This window comes from Brevibacterium litoralis (genome assembly GCF_040212315.1).
In the GTDB taxonomy this organism is placed as follows: domain Bacteria; phylum Actinomycetota; class Actinomycetes; order Actinomycetales; family Brevibacteriaceae; genus Brevibacterium; species Brevibacterium litoralis.
The window spans coordinates 86,184-101,879 of record NZ_JBDIUY010000010.1 but is presented as its reverse complement, the minus strand read 5'-3'; the positions used below and the strand labels follow the sequence as shown (position 1 = coordinate 101,879).

The 15,696-nt window shown below is 70.5% G+C and carries 14 protein-coding genes; 10 read left to right on the top strand and 4 right to left on the bottom strand.

Annotation, left to right across the window (positions count from 1 at the left end; genetic code table 11):
- Positions 1-170 precede the first annotated feature (170 nt).
- From AAD496_RS02560 to AAD496_RS02540, 5 genes are all read left to right on the top strand, one after another.
- Positions 171-2,003 (top strand): phosphoenolpyruvate carboxykinase (GTP), encoded by a 1,833-nt coding sequence (locus AAD496_RS02560; protein WP_349827069.1) that lies wholly within the window; start codon positions 171-173, stop codon positions 2,001-2,003.
- 182 nt (positions 2,004-2,185) lie between these two features.
- Positions 2,186-3,340, top strand: a complete 1,155-nt coding sequence (locus tag AAD496_RS02555; protein WP_349827068.1) for a FadR/GntR family transcriptional regulator — start codon at positions 2,186-2,188, stop codon at positions 3,338-3,340.
- 78 nt (positions 3,341-3,418) lie between these two features.
- Entirely contained in the window at positions 3,419-3,706 is a 288-nt protein-coding gene (locus AAD496_RS02550; RefSeq protein ID WP_349827067.1) for a hypothetical protein, read from the top strand.
- A 133-nt stretch (positions 3,707-3,839) separates the two neighbouring features.
- Positions 3,840-4,298: a helix-turn-helix transcriptional regulator gene (locus AAD496_RS02545; RefSeq protein ID WP_349827066.1), complete on the top strand. Its 459-nt coding sequence runs from the start codon at positions 3,840-3,842 to the stop codon at positions 4,296-4,298.
- A gap of 54 nt (positions 4,299-4,352) precedes the next feature.
- Positions 4,353-5,633: an MFS transporter gene (locus AAD496_RS02540; protein WP_349827065.1), complete on the top strand. Its 1,281-nt coding sequence runs from the start codon at positions 4,353-4,355 to the stop codon at positions 5,631-5,633.
- Positions 5,634-5,791: 158 nt separating this feature from the next.
- On the opposite strand, the gene AAD496_RS02535 is transcribed toward AAD496_RS02540, so the two are convergent.
- The gene (locus tag AAD496_RS02535; RefSeq protein ID WP_349827064.1) at positions 5,792-6,781 is read right to left on the bottom strand and encodes a LacI family DNA-binding transcriptional regulator; all 990 of its coding nucleotides are present in this window, start codon (positions 6,779-6,781) and stop codon (positions 5,792-5,794) included.
- Positions 6,782-6,975: 194 nt separating this feature from the next.
- Here AAD496_RS02535 and AAD496_RS02530 point away from each other — a divergent pair, with 194 nt between their 5' ends.
- Genes AAD496_RS02530 through AAD496_RS02515 form a run of 4 tightly spaced genes read left to right on the top strand, consistent with a single transcriptional unit; the run spans position 6,976 to position 12,243 of the window.
- On the top strand, positions 6,976-8,667 hold the full coding sequence (locus AAD496_RS02530; protein ID WP_349827063.1) for an HAD family hydrolase: 1,692 nt from the start codon (positions 6,976-6,978) through the stop codon (positions 8,665-8,667).
- A 57-nt stretch (positions 8,668-8,724) separates the two neighbouring features.
- Positions 8,725-9,672, top strand: coding sequence for a DUF8171 family membrane protein (locus AAD496_RS02525; RefSeq protein ID WP_349827062.1), 948 nt, complete (start codon positions 8,725-8,727; stop codon positions 9,670-9,672).
- A complete protein-coding gene (locus AAD496_RS02520) occupies positions 9,665-11,416 on the top strand; it encodes an ABC transporter ATP-binding protein (RefSeq protein WP_349827061.1) in 1,752 nt (583 codons plus the stop codon). Before AAD496_RS02525 ends, AAD496_RS02520 begins: the two co-directional genes overlap by 8 nt.
- Positions 11,413-12,243, top strand: coding sequence for an energy-coupling factor transporter transmembrane component T family protein (locus AAD496_RS02515; RefSeq protein ID WP_349827060.1), 831 nt, complete (start codon positions 11,413-11,415; stop codon positions 12,241-12,243). Before AAD496_RS02520 ends, AAD496_RS02515 begins: the two co-directional genes overlap by 4 nt.
- A 20-nt stretch (positions 12,244-12,263) precedes the next feature.
- On the opposite strand, the gene AAD496_RS02510 is transcribed toward AAD496_RS02515, so the two are convergent.
- Positions 12,264-12,950, bottom strand: coding sequence for an MFS transporter (locus AAD496_RS02510; RefSeq protein ID WP_349827059.1), 687 nt, complete (start codon positions 12,948-12,950; stop codon positions 12,264-12,266).
- A 327-nt stretch (positions 12,951-13,277) separates the two neighbouring features.
- Between AAD496_RS02510 and AAD496_RS02505 the strand changes: the two genes are divergently transcribed.
- Positions 13,278-13,631, top strand: a complete 354-nt coding sequence (locus AAD496_RS02505) for a hypothetical protein (RefSeq protein ID WP_349827058.1) — start codon at positions 13,278-13,280, stop codon at positions 13,629-13,631.
- On the opposite strand, the gene AAD496_RS02500 is transcribed toward AAD496_RS02505, so the two are convergent.
- Together AAD496_RS02500 and AAD496_RS02495 are read right to left on the bottom strand one after the other, a co-directional pair.
- The gene (locus tag AAD496_RS02500; RefSeq protein ID WP_349827057.1) at positions 13,619-14,575 is read right to left on the bottom strand and encodes a phosphotriesterase family protein; all 957 of its coding nucleotides are present in this window, start codon (positions 14,573-14,575) and stop codon (positions 13,619-13,621) included. The two genes, AAD496_RS02505 and AAD496_RS02500, sit on opposite strands and share 13 nt — an antisense overlap.
- A 9-nt stretch (positions 14,576-14,584) precedes the next feature.
- Positions 14,585-15,598: an NADP-dependent oxidoreductase gene (locus tag AAD496_RS02495; RefSeq protein WP_349827056.1), complete on the bottom strand. Its 1,014-nt coding sequence runs from the start codon at positions 15,596-15,598 to the stop codon at positions 14,585-14,587.
- Positions 15,599-15,696: the final 98 nt, after the last annotated feature.

The window sequence follows — 15,696 nt, the reverse complement described above, 5'->3', positions numbered from 1 at the left end:
ATTCACTTCTCATGTATCCGTCACTGGATCGCTCCCGGTGAGCTGACACACAGGAAAAGAGGCCCGACACGGCCCTTCTACCCCAGGTCGAATTCCTACTGTGGATGTCACGTGAGGAGCCCGGCACACCGTCGGGCCCGCCCGAACCCCCGAACAGAGGAGACATCCTGATGACCGTCCTCGACCATGGCTCAGTCGAAGACCTGCTTGCAGGAGCACCCACCACGGACAAGAACGTCCTGGACTTCGTCGGCACGATCGCCGCACTCACCACCCCGGACTCCATCGAGTGGATCACCGGTGAGGAGTCGCAGAAGACCGCGATGCAGGACCAGCTGGTCGAGGCCGGCACCCTCGTCCGCCTCACCAAGAAGAAGGACTCGTTCTACGCCAAGTCCGACCCGGACGACGTCGCCCGTGTCGAGGACCGCACCTTCATCTGCTCGGAGACCGAGGAGGGCGCAGGCCCCCTCAACAACTGGAAGGCCCCGGCCGAGATGAAGGAGACCATGAACGGTCTCTTCGAGGGGTCGATGAAGGGTCGCACCATGTACGTGATCCCCTTCGTCATGGGTCACGTCGACGCCACCCACCCGGCCTTCGGCATCGAGGTCACGGACTCCCCCTACGTCGTCCTCTCGATGATGATCATGGCCCGCACCGGCACCGCCGTGCTCGAGGCCATCGAGCGCAACGGCGGCACCTTCGTCGAGTGCGTCCACTCCGTCGGTGCCCCGCTGGCCGAGGGTCAGCAGGACGTCGCCTGGCCGTGCAACCCGACCAAGTACATCGTGCACTACCCGGAGGAGCGCTCCATCTGGTCCTTCGGTTCGGGCTACGGCGGCAACGCCCTGCTCGGCAAGAAGTGCTACGCCCTGCGGATCGCCAGCGCCATCGCCCACGACGAGGGCTGGCTGGCCGAGCACATGCTCATCCTCAAGCTCACCAACCCGGCCGGTGACGTCAAGTACGTCGCCGCCGCCTTCCCGAGCGCCTGCGGCAAGACGAACCTCGCCATGATCGAGCCGACCATCCCCGGCTGGAAGGCCGAGACCCTGGGCGACGACATCGCCTGGATGCGGTTCGGCGAGGACGGACAGCTCTACGCCGTCAACCCCGAGTTCGGCCTGTTCGGTGTCGCACCGGGCACCGGCTACGACACCAACCCCACCGCGATGCACGCCATCGAGGCCGGCGGCAACGTGTTCACCAACGTCGCGCTCACCGATGACGGCGACGTCTGGTGGGAGGGCATGACCGAGGAGACCCCGGAGCACCTCACCGACTGGAAGGGCAACGACTGGACGCCGGAGTCCGGCACCAAGGCCGCCCACCCGAACTCCCGCTTCTGCACCCCGATCTCCAACGTCCCGACGCTGGCTCCGGAGTGGCAGAACCCGGACGGTGTGCCGATCTCCGCGATCCTGTTCGGCGGTCGCCGCAAGACGACGATGCCGCTGGTCATGGAGACCCGCGACTGGACGAACGGCGTGTTCATGGGTTCGGTGCTGTCCTCCGAGACCACCGCTGCCGCGACCGGCGCCGTGGGCGTCGTCCGCCGCGACCCGATGGCCATGCGCCCGTTCATCGGCTACAACGTCGGTGACTACTTCCAGCACTGGCTGGACATCGGCGCCACCGAAGGTGCGCAGCTGCCCACGATCTTCTACGTCAACTGGTTCCGCCGGGACTCCGAGGGCGGCTTCCTGTGGCCGGGCTTCTCGGAGAACTCCCGCGTGCTCAAGTGGGTCTTCGAGCGCGTGGCGGGCGAGGCCGAGGCCGTGGAGAACCCGATCGGGTACTCGCCGGCCGAGGACGCGCTCGACATCGAGGGCCTCGACGGTTTCACCCCGGAGATGCTGGCGGACGCGATCGCCATCAACCCGGACGAGTGGGCCACCGAGCTGGAGTCGATCGAGGAGTGGTACGCCGAGCTCGGTGACCACGTCCCGGCCGAACTGAAGAACGAGGTCACCGCCCTGCGCGAGCGCATGGGTCTCTGACCGCACGAGATCCGGTGGCGGCGGCTGCATCCCCCGCCACCGGCCGGGCACGACGACGATGACGTGCCCTCCCCCGACGGAACGGGCGTCCTCCTTGAGCCAGGAGGACGCCCGTTTCCATGTCCGGCGCACCCGACGACTTCGCCACCGAAACCCCTGTTCTCGCAGGTAAAGTTGCCCGCATGAGTGAACGGACGCCACGGCCCGAGGTCGGACGACCGTCGACGCCTGCCACCCGCTCCCTCGTCTTCCGGCGCCTGGAGGACAACTCCCGCTCGGACGTCGTGGCCGATCGCATCCGCCAGGCGATCGTCCTCGGCTTCATCACCCTCGGCGAGCGCCTGCCCACGGAGCACGAACTCGCCGCCACCCTCGGCACCGCCAGTTCGACCGTCCGCGAAGCCCTGTCCGTCCTCCGGGAGGACGGAGTCGTCGACACCCGCCGCGGTCGGGCCGGGGGCACCTTCGTCACCCGGATCCCCCTGCGCACCCCCACGGAGCTCGACGCGACACTGCGGGCCTATTCCCTGGCCGAACTCCGGGACCTCGGCGACCACTTCACCTCCCTCATGGTGACCTCCGCGCGGACGGCCGCCGCCCGCGCCTTCAGCCACAACCGTCTGCGGCTGGAGAATCTCGCGGCGACCTTCGAACGGGCGCGGACCCACCAGGAACTCGTGACCGCCGACGCCGCCTTCCACGTGGAGATCGGCTCGGCCAGCCATTCCCGCCGCCTCACCGACGGGCTCATCGAACTCCAGGCGGAGACGATGGAGCTCCTGTGGCACACGGGCCACCTCGACCGCGCCGGGTCCTGCCGCAATCACGCCGCGATCGTCCGCGCCATCGTCGACCACGACGCCGAGACGGCCGGCGCCCTCGCCCACGAACACTCCCGCGCAGGCATCGCCGCGCTCGTGCGCGCCAAGGTCGACCTGGCCGCTCGCGCGGACCTCTCGGCTCCCGGGGCAGGGACCGCGGATACGGGGTCCGGGCAGGGCGCCTCGGCGGCGCAGGACCTGACCGACCGCACCGAGCAGGTGTTCCGGGAGGTCCTCGATCGCCTCGCCGAGGCGACGGACCGCGCCGCGCGGATCTTCACCGGGGGCCGGGCGCGGCGGAAGAGCACCCGCGCGCGGCTGGCGGAGCTCGGCGGGACCTACATCGACCTGCTCGAGCGGGTGCCCGTCGTCGCCGGGTGCGGGGTGCTCGTCCGTCCCGGGCTCTTCCCCGACTACGAACGCGGGATCGAGTGGTGGGCCCACGACTGGGAATCGGAGGGGTACTGCCGGGTGGCGTTCAACATGCTCCCGGGCACGACCGCCTACTACAACTAGGAGGACCGCCGGTTCTACACCGAGCCCCTGGAGCAGCGTCGGCCGACGGTGTTCGGGCCGTACCACGACTTCCTCGGGATGGACGACTACGTGCGCACCGTGACGATGCCGTTCACCGCCGACGGGACGACGATCGGCCTCTCGGGAGCGGACATCGACACCCGGCCCCTGGAGAACCGGCTCCTCCCGCTCTACGCGCGGGCGGACGGTCCGGTCGTGTTGACCGACTACTTCGGGCGGGTGGTCACCGGGACCTCCACCCGGTATCTCCCCGGGGAGACCCTGCCCGCCGACGTCGAACCCCTGTGGTCGCGGCGGTTCACGACGGGGTCCACGTGGTTCTCCGTCCACCGCATCGGGGAGTGAGGGGCCGGGCGGCCCTGCCGGGAGCGAGCGCGGCCGCCGGGCCCGACGGGGACCGGACCCCGCTATGCATGGGACGCATGTAAGCCATACATACATGGCATGACGTGGCCTCTACCGTCTGAGACTCGGATCCATGGACCAGGCGCGGACGGACACCGACACGGAGCACAGGGCTCTGGCCGCCTCGCTCGCGCACGTGCTGCGGACCCACCGTTTCCGGGTCTCACGGACCCAGGCCGAGGTCGCCCGGGACGCCGGGATCTCCCGGAACCCCTACCAGAACCTCGAGTCGGGTCTCTCCGACCGGGCGCGCGGACGGCCGGCCAACCCGGGACTGTGGACCCTGTTCGGGATCAGCCGGGCGCTCGGGGTGTCGCTGCGGGACCTCGTCGGCGAGATCGAGGACGGATACACCCGCGAGTACAAGCGGCTGCTCGACAAGGCGACCCTGGAAGCGGGACGCGCCCTGTTCGGGGATCCGCGGACCCGCACCCGGTCGTCCCCGCCACAGGGCACCACGGATTCCGGCCCCACGGATCCGGGCTCCGTGGGATCGGACCGGAATCCCACCCCGGAACCACCCGTCTCCTGAGAGGATGCCCCTGGGTGACGGTGCACCGCCGTCACCGGGAAGGACCCCTCGACCGTGGCTGCACCACCACCCCTGCGCCGTGACACCGCGCTGTTCCGCTCCGTCGCCCTCCTGCTCTTCACCGCGGGCTGGGCGGCGAACCACTTCGCCTCGATGATGGGCGTGCTCCGCCACGAACTCGACCTGTCCGCACTCGTCGTCACCGGTGCCTACGGCCTGTACGCGCTCGGCCTGGTCCCGGGCCTGCTGGGCGGCGGAGGTCTGGCCGACCGGCTCGGTCCGCGACCCGTGGTCCTCACCGGGGCACTCGTCGCGGCCGGAGGGAACCTGCTCATGTCCGTCTGGCACCCCGAGGCCGGGGTGTTCGTCGGCCGCCTCGTCGTCGGCGCGGGGGTGGGGCTGGCGATGAGCGCGGGTACGGCCTGGGCCGCGGACCTCCGGGGGACCGCCGGCGCCACCTTCGCCGGGATCGCGCTGACCGCGGGGTTCGCCGTGGGTCCGATCGTGAGCGGGGGTCTGGCGCTCCTCCTGGGCGGTGGCGCCACGATCACCGTCCCCTTCGTCGCCACCGTGCTCGCCTCGCTCGCGGCGGTCTCCGTCGCCGGGGTCGTCGCCTCCCGCTCCCGAGGCGCCCTCACCTCCACCCCCGTCCTGCACTCCCCTGCCGCCGGGGACCGTGGTCCTGCACGGGAGGACCCGGGGGCGTCCGGAGTGGAAGGCGCCTCGGCCGGCTCGGGACCGGGGTCGGTGCAGCCGACGATTCCGGAACGGGGCGTGGGGCGTGCGCTCCTCGCCGCGCTGCCGATGGCCATGTGGGTGTTCTCGACGGCGATCGTGGCGTTCATCATCACGCCCTCCCGTCTGCCCGTGGACGAGGAGTACCGGGCGATCATGCCGGGACTCGCCGCGGGCGTCGGTCTGTCCACCGGGGTCCTCCTCCAGGTGATCGCCCGGCGGCGGCGCTGGGGTGCCGGGTCCGGAGTGGCCGGGGCGATCGCCGCGGCCTGCGGTTTCGCGCTCATCGCCACCGGTGGGTCGACGCCCTCGTGGCCGATGGCGGTCACGGCCGTGTTCGTCCTGGGGACGGCCTACGGGCTGTGCCTGCGGGAGGGGCTCACCGATGTCGACCGGCTGGCCCCGCCGCACCGGCGTGGGATCGTCATCGGGATCTACTACGTGGCGACCTATCTGGGTTTCGGCCTGCCGGTGCTCCTCGAGGCGGTCCACGACACCCTCGGACCCTCGCTCCCCCTCTACGTGCTCGCGGTCCTCGCCGCCGCGACCGCCGTCATACGGATCGTCCACCTGACGACCACCGACCATCTCCGCCGGTGACCCCGAGCCGTCCACCGGGCAGTCCCTCACCGTCGACCGGGCAGTCCCTCATCGGAACTACGAGGTTGATGTCGTTCGACGAAGCAGAAGTCTCGTAGTCGTGCAGGACTGCGAGACAAGAGCCCCGTCGAACGACATCAACCTCGCAGTCGCGGCCCCTACTCCGCACGGGCCGTCGAATCGCGGACGCGCAGGTGCGGTTCGAGCCGACTCACCGAGGCGTGCGTGCGGCCCTCCAGCCGCTCCCGGATCATCTGCCCGGCCAATCGCCCCATCGCCTCGCGAGGCTGGTTCACGCTCGTGAGGTGCGGCCGGACGGTGAGCGCCACCGCCGAACTGTCGTAGCCGACGACGCTGAGCTGCTCGGGCACCCCCACCCCGAGTTCCGCCGCCCGGTGGAGCACCCGGACGGCCGCGATGTCGTTGGCGGCGAACACCGCGCTCACGGCCTCGGTGTCCGCCCGCAGGATCCCGCGCAACAGCACGTCGATCCCCTCGTCCACACCTTCCGGCCCGACGACCTGTGCCCCCGCACCGAGTCCCGACCGCTCCATCCGGGCCAGGAACCCCGCCCGCCGCAGGGCCGGACCGGGCCGGTTGGAGGACGTCACGTGCGCGATCCGCCGGTGCCCGAGACCCACCAGGTGGTCGACGGCGAGCACCGCACCCGCCTCGTCGTCGTTGAGCACGTGGTCGGCACCCGGGACCGGGTCCTGCATCCGCCCGATGACGACGACCGGCACCACCTGCGCGGCCTGTTCGATGAGTTCCGGGTCCAGCCACGAGGTCACGGCGATGATCCCGTCGACCCCGAGGTCCGAGAGCCGCTGCACCCCACTCCGCATGTGGTCCGCGGAGCGCCTGCCGTGCATGATGACGACGCTCAACCCGATCGAGTCCGTGTACCGCTCGATCCCCGCGATGACGTCCGTGTGGTACGGGTTCCCCAGATCCGTGGGCAACACACCGACGAGACCTGTCCCCCTCCCCCGGCGGCCGTAGCCGAGTTCCCGCGCGACCGCGCTCACCTTCCGCCGCGTCGCGGCGCTCACCCCCGGCCGGTCGTTGAGCGCCATCGAGGCCGAGGCGGTCGACACCCCGGCGACGCGGGCGACCTGGGCGAGGGTGGGACGACGGGAGGGGCTCACGACATCGGAGTCTGGCAGTCCCGGACGGATCCGTCCGACGTTCCCCGCACCCCGATCTGAAAATTTTCAGTCCTCGTCCGCTCCCGGTGGGCACCCCTTCACCCGTTGTTCACGAACCGGGCCCAGGCACTCCGTAGCGTCGGGGACGTCCTGATCCGCCTGCGCAGTTCTCTTCCCAACAGCCGAGGAGCCCCGTGACCACCACGACCCCCACCCCCGGACCCGCTCTCGACGCCCCGGCGGACCTCTCCGCCCCGGCGCCGCGCGCCCTCCTGCTCGACTTCGGCGGGGTCGTCATGACGACCACGCCCCGGGAGGACTGGGAACGGGAGTTCGCCGACTGGGTCGTCACCCGGGCCCGGACGATCGGGTACTCCCTCGACGCCGAGGCGGTCGCCGAGTCCCTGCGCACCGGCCGCCGCGCCCACCGTCTGTGGAAGGACTCCTGTTCCCGCCGCCCCGAGCCGCAGGAACTCGCACCGGCCGAACTCGTCGGCGACTTCCTCTTCGCCGACCTCCCCGCCCCGGTCCGCGCCATGCTCGCCCTCGACGCCGACCCGGTCCTCGAACGAATGGTCGTCACGGAGGTCGACCACGCCGTCCGCCCCGGCGTCCACGATCTCCTCACGACCGCCCGCGGGGCCGGGATCCTCCTGGGCATCGTGTCGAACGCGGAGTCCGGGCGCGCCCACCGCCGCCTGCTGGCCGAGGCGGGCCTGGGCGACTTCTTCGGCGTGCAGATCTACTCCGACGAGGTCGGCATCCGCAAGCCCCACCCCGGCATGATCACCCGCGCCGCCCACGCCCTCGGGACCACCGCCCCGGACACCTGGTACGTGGGCGACACCCTCGACCGGGACGTCGTCGTCGGCCGCCGCGCCGGGGTCGGCGCCGTCCTCATCACCCGTGATTCCCGCACTGACGCCCCGCCCTTCTCCGTCGCCGAGGTGCCCGACCTCCTCGTCGACGACCCCCGCGATCTCCTCGTCCCGCTACGTGCCGCGCTCGCGTCCCCCGCTCCCGAGGCGCCCCGCCCTCCGCACACCACCGACGCCCGCCCCGGGCAGGGCGTCTCGGCGGCGGGGAACAGGGCACCTGCCGGACGGCGGGGACGGCCGGCGCTGCTGCTCGACAACGGCGGGGTCATCACGGACTCTGAGTCGAACCCGGAGAAGTTCCGGATCGTCGCCCGGCACCTCGTCGCGCTCGCCGAGCGGGCGGGTGTGCCCCTCACCCACGCGCAGGCACTGGCCGCGTTGGAGAACGGGTGGGACCGGCACCGGGCCCGCAAGCACGCCGGGGACGGAGTCGAGGCGCCCGACCACACCCACGCGGAGGTCGACCCGGCCGAGCTGTGGGGTGAGATCGTCGGCCAGGACCTGCCGGAAGCGTTGCGGCCGGTGCTGCGGGCGGAGGCATCCGAGCTCTCCCTCGTCCTCCACCGCGCCAAGTCGATCCCGGCGCCCCGAAACGGCGTCGTCGAGCTCATCGAATGGGCGCATGACCGCGGGATCACCATCGGCATCGTCTCGAACACGATCTCCGGGCGTGGGGTCCGTGAACTGCTCGACCGGTACGGGGTCGCCCAGAAAATCGGCCCGGCGGCGTACTCCGACGAGATCGGGATCCGCAAGCCCGGTGGCGCGATCTTCGAGGCGGCGCTGGCCGGTGTCGGTGCGGACCGGGCCGATGTCGTCTACGTCGGCGACAAGGTCGTCAACGACGGCCGCGGCGGCCGGGACGCCCGGATCGGCACCGTCTGCCTGCTGCGCGGCGGCAAGGACTCCGACGCCGACCTCGACGCCGCACTTGCCGCCGGACTCGCCGACCACGTCCTCGACTCCCCCGCCCAAGTGATCGACGTGCTCGCCGCACTCGACACCTGACCACCGACCGACCACCTCTCACCGCCGCCCGTCCCACCTGCCTCCAGGAGCGACACCATGTCCACACCCACCGACCGCAATCCGACCTCCTCCACCGAGAACTCCGCGCTCGGATCCACCGAGGCCCGCAGCGGCACCCTCCGGGGTGCGATCGACGGCATCCGGTCCGCGCAGCTCACCACCTCGCAGAAGCTCATGATCTTCGTGCTCTCGATGTCCCTCTTCGGGCTGTCGAACATCCTGTTGGAGATCATCCCGGAGTTCCAGATCGGCCCCGTCGAGCTGTCGATCTCCAACATGATGTTCATCCCGGTCGCCATGGCCGCGCTGTTCTCCCCCTTCTGGGCCGCACTCGGGGCGCCGCTCGGTGAGATCGTCTTCACCGACCTGCTCATGGGTGACTTCAGCGGCCTGGCCGAGGTCGAGGGCTACCTCCAGATGTTCCTCGCCATCTACATCGGCGGCTCGATCGTGCGGAATCCGCAGAACCGCGCACAGCTGGCGATCAGCGCCCTCATGATCATCCTCATCGACAAGGTGCTCTCCGCGATCGTCGACATGTCGAAGGTGTGGATCGGTGTCGAGGACGCCGAGTTCGTCACCGGTCTGCCGCAGTCGATCCTCGCCGTCGAGGGCGTGGGCCTCCTGACCGACGTCGTCATCAGCGGTGTCCTGTTCGGCGCGATCCCCGCGATCTGGCTGGTCCCGGCCCTCCACGGCAAGATCGAACCCCTCATGGGGCTGCGTCCGCGCGTCCCCGGCGAGCCGATCCCGGGCGACGCCCCACGGGGCCCGCTGTTCGTCGCCGCCGTCCTGCTGCTGTCCCTCGCCTCCTTCGGGTTCGCCTTCCTCGAGGCCTTCGACCTGAGTGCCGGGGCCTGGGAGCCGGACTTCCTCGACCGGTTCGGCAACGGGTTCCTGTGGGTCTCCGTCGGCGCGATCGTCGTCGTCATGGGCCTCGCCCTCCTGCTGTTCCGTCGGTCCGGATCGAAGTCCGTTGACTGATCCCGTCATCCGGGTGAAGGACCTGTCCTTCCGGTACCCCGGCACCGACCGTGACACCCTGCGCAACGTCGACCTCACGATCGACCGCGGCGACTTCGTCGCGGTCGTCGGGGGCAACGGGTCCGCCAAGACCACGCTGTGCAAGACCTTCAACGGTCTGGTGCCCCACTACTGGAACGGCGACTTCGCCGGCTCCGTCCACGTGGACGGCGAGGACACCTGGGACTCCTCGGTCGCGGCGTTGTCGAGTCGGGTGGGGTATGTCTACCAGGACTTCCAGAACCAGCTCGTGCGCCCCACGGTCCGCGACGAGGTGTCCTTCGGCCCCCTCAACTTCGGACACGCCGATCACGCCGAACGCACCGAGGAGGCGCTCGACCGCCTGGGCATCGCCCACCTGCGCGACCGGTTCGTCTGGCAGCTCTCCGGCGGGCAGGCACACCTGGTCGCGCTGGCCGCCGTGCTCGCCATGCGGCCCGAGGTGGTCGTCGTGGACGAACCCGTGGCCGAACTCGACCCCGCCCGCGCCCGCGAGATCTACCTGCGCCTGCGCGAGCTCAACGAGGACCACGGCATCACGGTGATCACCATCGAACACCACGCGGAGTTCGTCGCCGAGTTCGCCCGCTCCGTCGTCCTCATGGCCGACGGCGCCCCCGTCTGGCACCTGCCCGTCCAGGAGGCGATGGACCGTCACGCCGACCTCGAGGCCCACGGCATCCCCGCTCCCGACGCCGTCGCCCTGTCGGCCGCCGTCGGCGCCCGTCCCGTGGCCCTCGACGTCGAGTCCGCCGCCCGTGTGCTGCGTCCCCACGTGCCCGCCGCCGAGGCGCCTCGGGAGCGAGCGTCCGGGCTCCGCCGGGAGGACCCGGCCGGAGATTCGACCAGCGCGCCTCGGGAGCGGGAGGTCGTCGCCTCGCTGCGGGGTGTGCGGCACGGGTACCGGAGTGTGAGCGGGGCGCTCACGCCGGTGCTGCGGGACCTCGATCTCGACCTGCACGCCGGGGAGCGGATCGCGCTCGTCGGGACGAACGGGGCCGGGAAGACGACGCTCATGAAGCTGCTCACCGGGCTGATCGTGCCGCGGGAGGGCACGGTGACCGTGGCCGGTGTGGACACGCGCCGACGGTCGGCGGCGCGGCTCGCCGATTCGGTCTCCTACCTGTACCAACACCCGCAGCGGATGTTCCTCAAGGACAGCGTGCGGGCCGACATCGCACTGTTCCCCGAGGGACGGAAGGTGCCCGATGCGCGCTCGGTCGTCGACGAGGTGATCGACCGGGTGGGGCTCGCCGAGCTCGCCGATCGCGACGGGCGGACCCTGTCGGGTGGCCAGCAACGGCGGGCGACGATCGGGATCGGCCTGGCGATGCGCCCGGAACTGCTGTTGCTCGACGAACCGACCTCCAGTCTCGACATCCGGTCCCGCGACGACGTCACCGGGATGCTCGAATCGCTCGCGGACACCGTGCGGTGTGCCGTCGTCGCGACCCACGACATGGAGCTCGTGGCGACCTGGGCCACGCGGGTGCTCGTGCTCGACCAGGGGCAGGTACTCGCCGACGTCCACCCCCGGCAGCTCTTCTCCCGGCCGGAGATCACGACCCGCACCCGGTTGATCCCGCCCCAGGCGGCCAGGATCGGGGCGGAACTCGGGATGTGTCCGGTGCCGCTCACCGCGGACGAACTGCGGGACCGGCTGGTGGTCGTGGACGAGGATGCGGAACAGGAGATGGCACGATGACGATGACCCGGAAGCAACGCGACGTCCTGAGCGTCGACTGGGTGCGGCTCGAACTGCTGCGCACCGCGTATTCCACGCGCGGGGGTGTGTTCGCCCGGATGGATCCGCGGATGGTGCTCCTGTGGTACCTGGTGACGGCACTCGCACCGTGGTTCACGCACAACCTCACGGTCCTCATGGGTCTGTTCGTGATGGGCGCGGTCTCGGTCGTGCTCGCCCGGGTGGGGCCGCTGGTCCTCGGGCTGTTCCTGTTCGGGCTCGTGGGCAACGGGATCGGCCTGTTCGCCGCGGCCTTCCTGTTCGGCGGGGACCTGCAGACGCTCATCGCGCTCGGAGAACTCAACCTCAAACTCGGGGCGGTGTCGATGGCCTCGATGGCGGCCTTCGTGTCGCTCGATCCGGAGAAACTCTCGGACGCGCTGCTGTCACTGCGGGCACCGGAGATCCTCGCCTTCGGGGTGAGCTACGGGTACCGGATGTTGCCGATCCTCGTCGACGAGTACGTCACGGTGTTCGACGGCCAGCGGCTGCGGTACGCGCCGGTCGAGAACCGCGGGTTCCTGGGGTGGCGGGTCGCCCTCCACTGGGGAGTCCTCGCGGTCACGGCCTTCTACCCGATCATGCTCAACACCGCCAAGAACGTCCGGACCACCGTCGAGGCGCTCGAGACCCGGGGCTTCACGTTCTCCGCCTCCGACCCGCGGGGCAGGAAGATGCGGCTCGCGTACCTGAAGGTCACCGGGTTCGACGTCCTGGTCCTCGGACTCACGGCGCTGGCGATCATGGGAGCCTACGCGTTCGGCGGGCAGTTCCCGATCCATCGCTGAGCCGTCCACCGGGCAGTCCCTCACCGTCGAGTAGGCAGTTCCTCACCGTCCACCGGGCAGTTCGGGGTCGGAACCCAGGTGTCGGGGGTGCCGATCCGCCGCAGCGGCCGGAAGAAGCAGAGACCCACGACGACCGTTCCGAGGACCCCGGACAGGACGAGGAAGACGAGCGGTAGTCCACCGATCTCCAGCAAACCGGCACCGACGACGGGAGCCAGGGGTGCCGCGGCGTACCCCGTGAGGCCGATGATCGAGGCGAACCGGCCCTGCATCTCCTGCGGCGTGATCGCGGACGCATACCCGACGAGTGCCGCATTGCAGGCGGGCGCCCCGAGGAACGCGAGGCCGAGGACCGTGATCTGGGCCCAGTATCCGGGCGCGAACACGAGCGCGATCCCACCGAGTGCCAGGAAGCCGAGGGCGAGTGGGACCAGGAGACCGGTCCGGATCCGCTTGACGAGCGCCGGTGCGAGTGCGGCTCCGACCAGGGTGCCGACTCCGACCACCGCGCTCACGAGTCCGATGAGCACGGGCTCCTGTCCCCGCACCGTGAGGTCGAGGACGAGCGCCAGGAGCATGCCGTTCGTCGCCACGTTGAGCACGACGAAGAGGACGACGAGCACCCGGAAGAGCGGGTGTGCAAAGACGTAGCGCAGACCGGCCCACAGGTCTGCGAAGGCCGAGGGGCGGGGAGACGGGGAGGGCACCTCGGCTGCGGGGTCGGTGACGGGTGGACATCGGACGCGGAGGTGGGACCGCCGCCGAGGGATCGACGGACGGTGAGCGTCGAGACGAACACGGCCAGGTGACCGAGCGCGGCGGCGAGCGCCGGGACGGCCGTGCCGAGGGCGTAGAGCACACCGCCGAGCGGGCCCGACAAGAGGGCCGCGGCGGTCCCGAGGAGGACGAGCGCGAGGACCCAGGCGGAGAGTGTCCCGGTCACGAGCCCGAGCGCGACGACTCCCCACAGGAGAAGTGCGCCGGTCGAGGCGCCCGAGTTCGCCCGGGACAAACGGGACCGGGTGTGGAAGCCGGTGGCCACGCAGTTCCGGGTGGACGAGGACGCACCGGGCGGCGACGCGGTCACGGCCCCGGTCGTCGAATGGTTCGCCCGTACCTTCGGGCCCGGCCCGCGGGGCGGCACGGAAACGCCGGCGCATCTCACCTCGACGCCGCTGCGCCTCACCGACGCGGAGGCCGGCGAGCTGCACGCGGCGATCACCGAGCTCGTCCGGGAGACCCTGGCCCGTCGACGGACGGGCGCCTCGGGAGCGGAGGACGCGGCGGAGAACGACGCGTCGGCCGGAGGGCGGACACAGGACGAGGGCGACGCGAGGAAGCCGTACTTCCTCGTCGCCGCCCTCGGCCCGCAGGATCACTCGAAGTAACGCCGGGGGTTCTTCACGAGCATCGTGTCGATGTCGTCCTCGGTCACGCCCTTCTCCACCAGCATGGGCAGGACGTCGTCGGGGATGTGGCGGAAGCGCCAGTTGGGCATCCCCGCGGCACGCTGTTCGGGCGTGAAGTAGTCGATGTAGCAGGACGCGTCGTGCGCGAGGGTGATCTTCTCCGCATAGCCGCGCCGCACGAGTTCGACGATGGTGTCGACGCGCTGCTCCGTGGGCAGGAACCCGTCGAGACCGAACCGGTCCATACCCAGGTAGGAGCCGTTGTCGGCGACCTTCATGAGGTAGTCGAGGTCCGTCGAGTCACCCGAGTGGCCGATGACGACCTTCGTGAGGTCGACACCTTCCTCCTTCAACACCTGCTGGGCCACCAGGCCGGTCTCCGCCCGCGGGTTCGTGTGGACAGTGACGGGTGCACCGGTCTGCGCGCTCGTCTGGCCGACGGCACGCATGGTCCGTTCGACGCCGGGCCGCAGCCCCTGCTTCTCGATCGCGCACTTGAGGAAGGCGGCCTTCACCCCGGTGCCGGCGATGCCGTCGTTGATGTCGCCGAGGAACATCTCGACGAGCGGTTCCGGCTGGTCGATGAGCAACCCCGGGCCCCGGTGCTCGATCTGGTGGGGGACGTCGTCATAGGTGTAGAGCCCGGTCGCGACGACGATGTTGAGGTCGGTCTGCTCCGCGATCCGCTGGACCCGCGGGATGTAGCGGCCCAGGCCCCAGACGGTCGGGTCGAAGATCGTGTCGATGCCCCGGGACTTGAGGTCGTTGAGCTCGTCGACGGCCTCGGCGACACGCTTCTCCTCGTCCCAGTCGTCGTAGTTGAGGCGGTACTCCTCATTGAGGACGAAGACGTGTTCGTGGACGAGTGTGCGACCCAGGTCGGCGGTGTCGATGTCGCCGGTGACGGTCGGGATGGTGGTCATGGTCCTGCCTCACTTCACCTTGAGGACGAGTTTGCCCGTGTTGATGCCGCGGAACAGGCCGTTGAGGGCCTCCGGGAACTGCGTGATCCCGCCCTCGACGACGGTCTCTCGGGCGACGAGGTCGCCGGTGCGGATGAGGCGCCCGATCTCCTCGACGGCTTCCGGGTACCGGTCCTTGAAGTCGAAGACGACGAACCCGGTCATCGTCGCGCGGAAGACGAGCAGCGACATGTACCGCTTGGGTCCGTCCGGCAGCGACGCCTCGTTGTAGCTGGAGATACCGCCGCAGATGACGACCCGGGCACCACGGGCCAGGTTCGCCAGGCCGGCGTCGAGGATCTCACCACCGACGTTGTCGAAGAAGACGTCGATGCCCTTCGGTGCGAGCTCCCGCAGCTTCTTCAGCGGGTTCTCGTTCTTGTAGTCGACCGCGCCGTCGAAGCCGATCTCACGCAACCAGTCGCACTTCTCCGGACCACCGGCGATCCCGATGACCTTCGCACCCTTGGCCTTGGCGAGCTGCCCGACGACACTGCCGACCGCTCCGGCGGCACCGGAGACGAGAACAGTGTCTCCGGCCTGCAGACGGCCGACGTCGAGCAGGCCGAAGTACGCCGTCATCCCCGGCATGCCGAGAGCGCCGAGCCAGGTCGGTGCCGGGGCGAGCTCGGTGTCGAGCTTCTCGAACTCGGTGTCCTCGGCCGGGGTGCACAGGGCGTACTCCGAGGCGCCGAACATGCCGGCGACCGCTGTGCCGACGGGATAGTCGGCGTTCTCGGAGGCGACGACGGTGCCGGTGCCGTGGGCGCGCATGACCTCGCCGATCCCGACGGGCGGGATGTAGGAGCGGACGTCGTTGAGCCAGCCGCGCATGGCCGGGTCGAGGGACAGGTGGTCGACCTCGACGACGACCTGCCCGGCGGCCGGGTCGGGGATCTGCTCCTGCGTGATCTCCCACGTGGAGTCGTCGGTCATGCCCTGCGGGCGGGTGGCCAGGCGGACCTGGGTGGCGGTGTACGTCATGCGGCACCTCCTACGCGTACGGGGCGGTTGCAGGGAAGGCCGTCGAGGCGCTTGCCGGGAGTGCCGCAGGCGTCGGGGCGCGCGGCGGGAAGGACGGT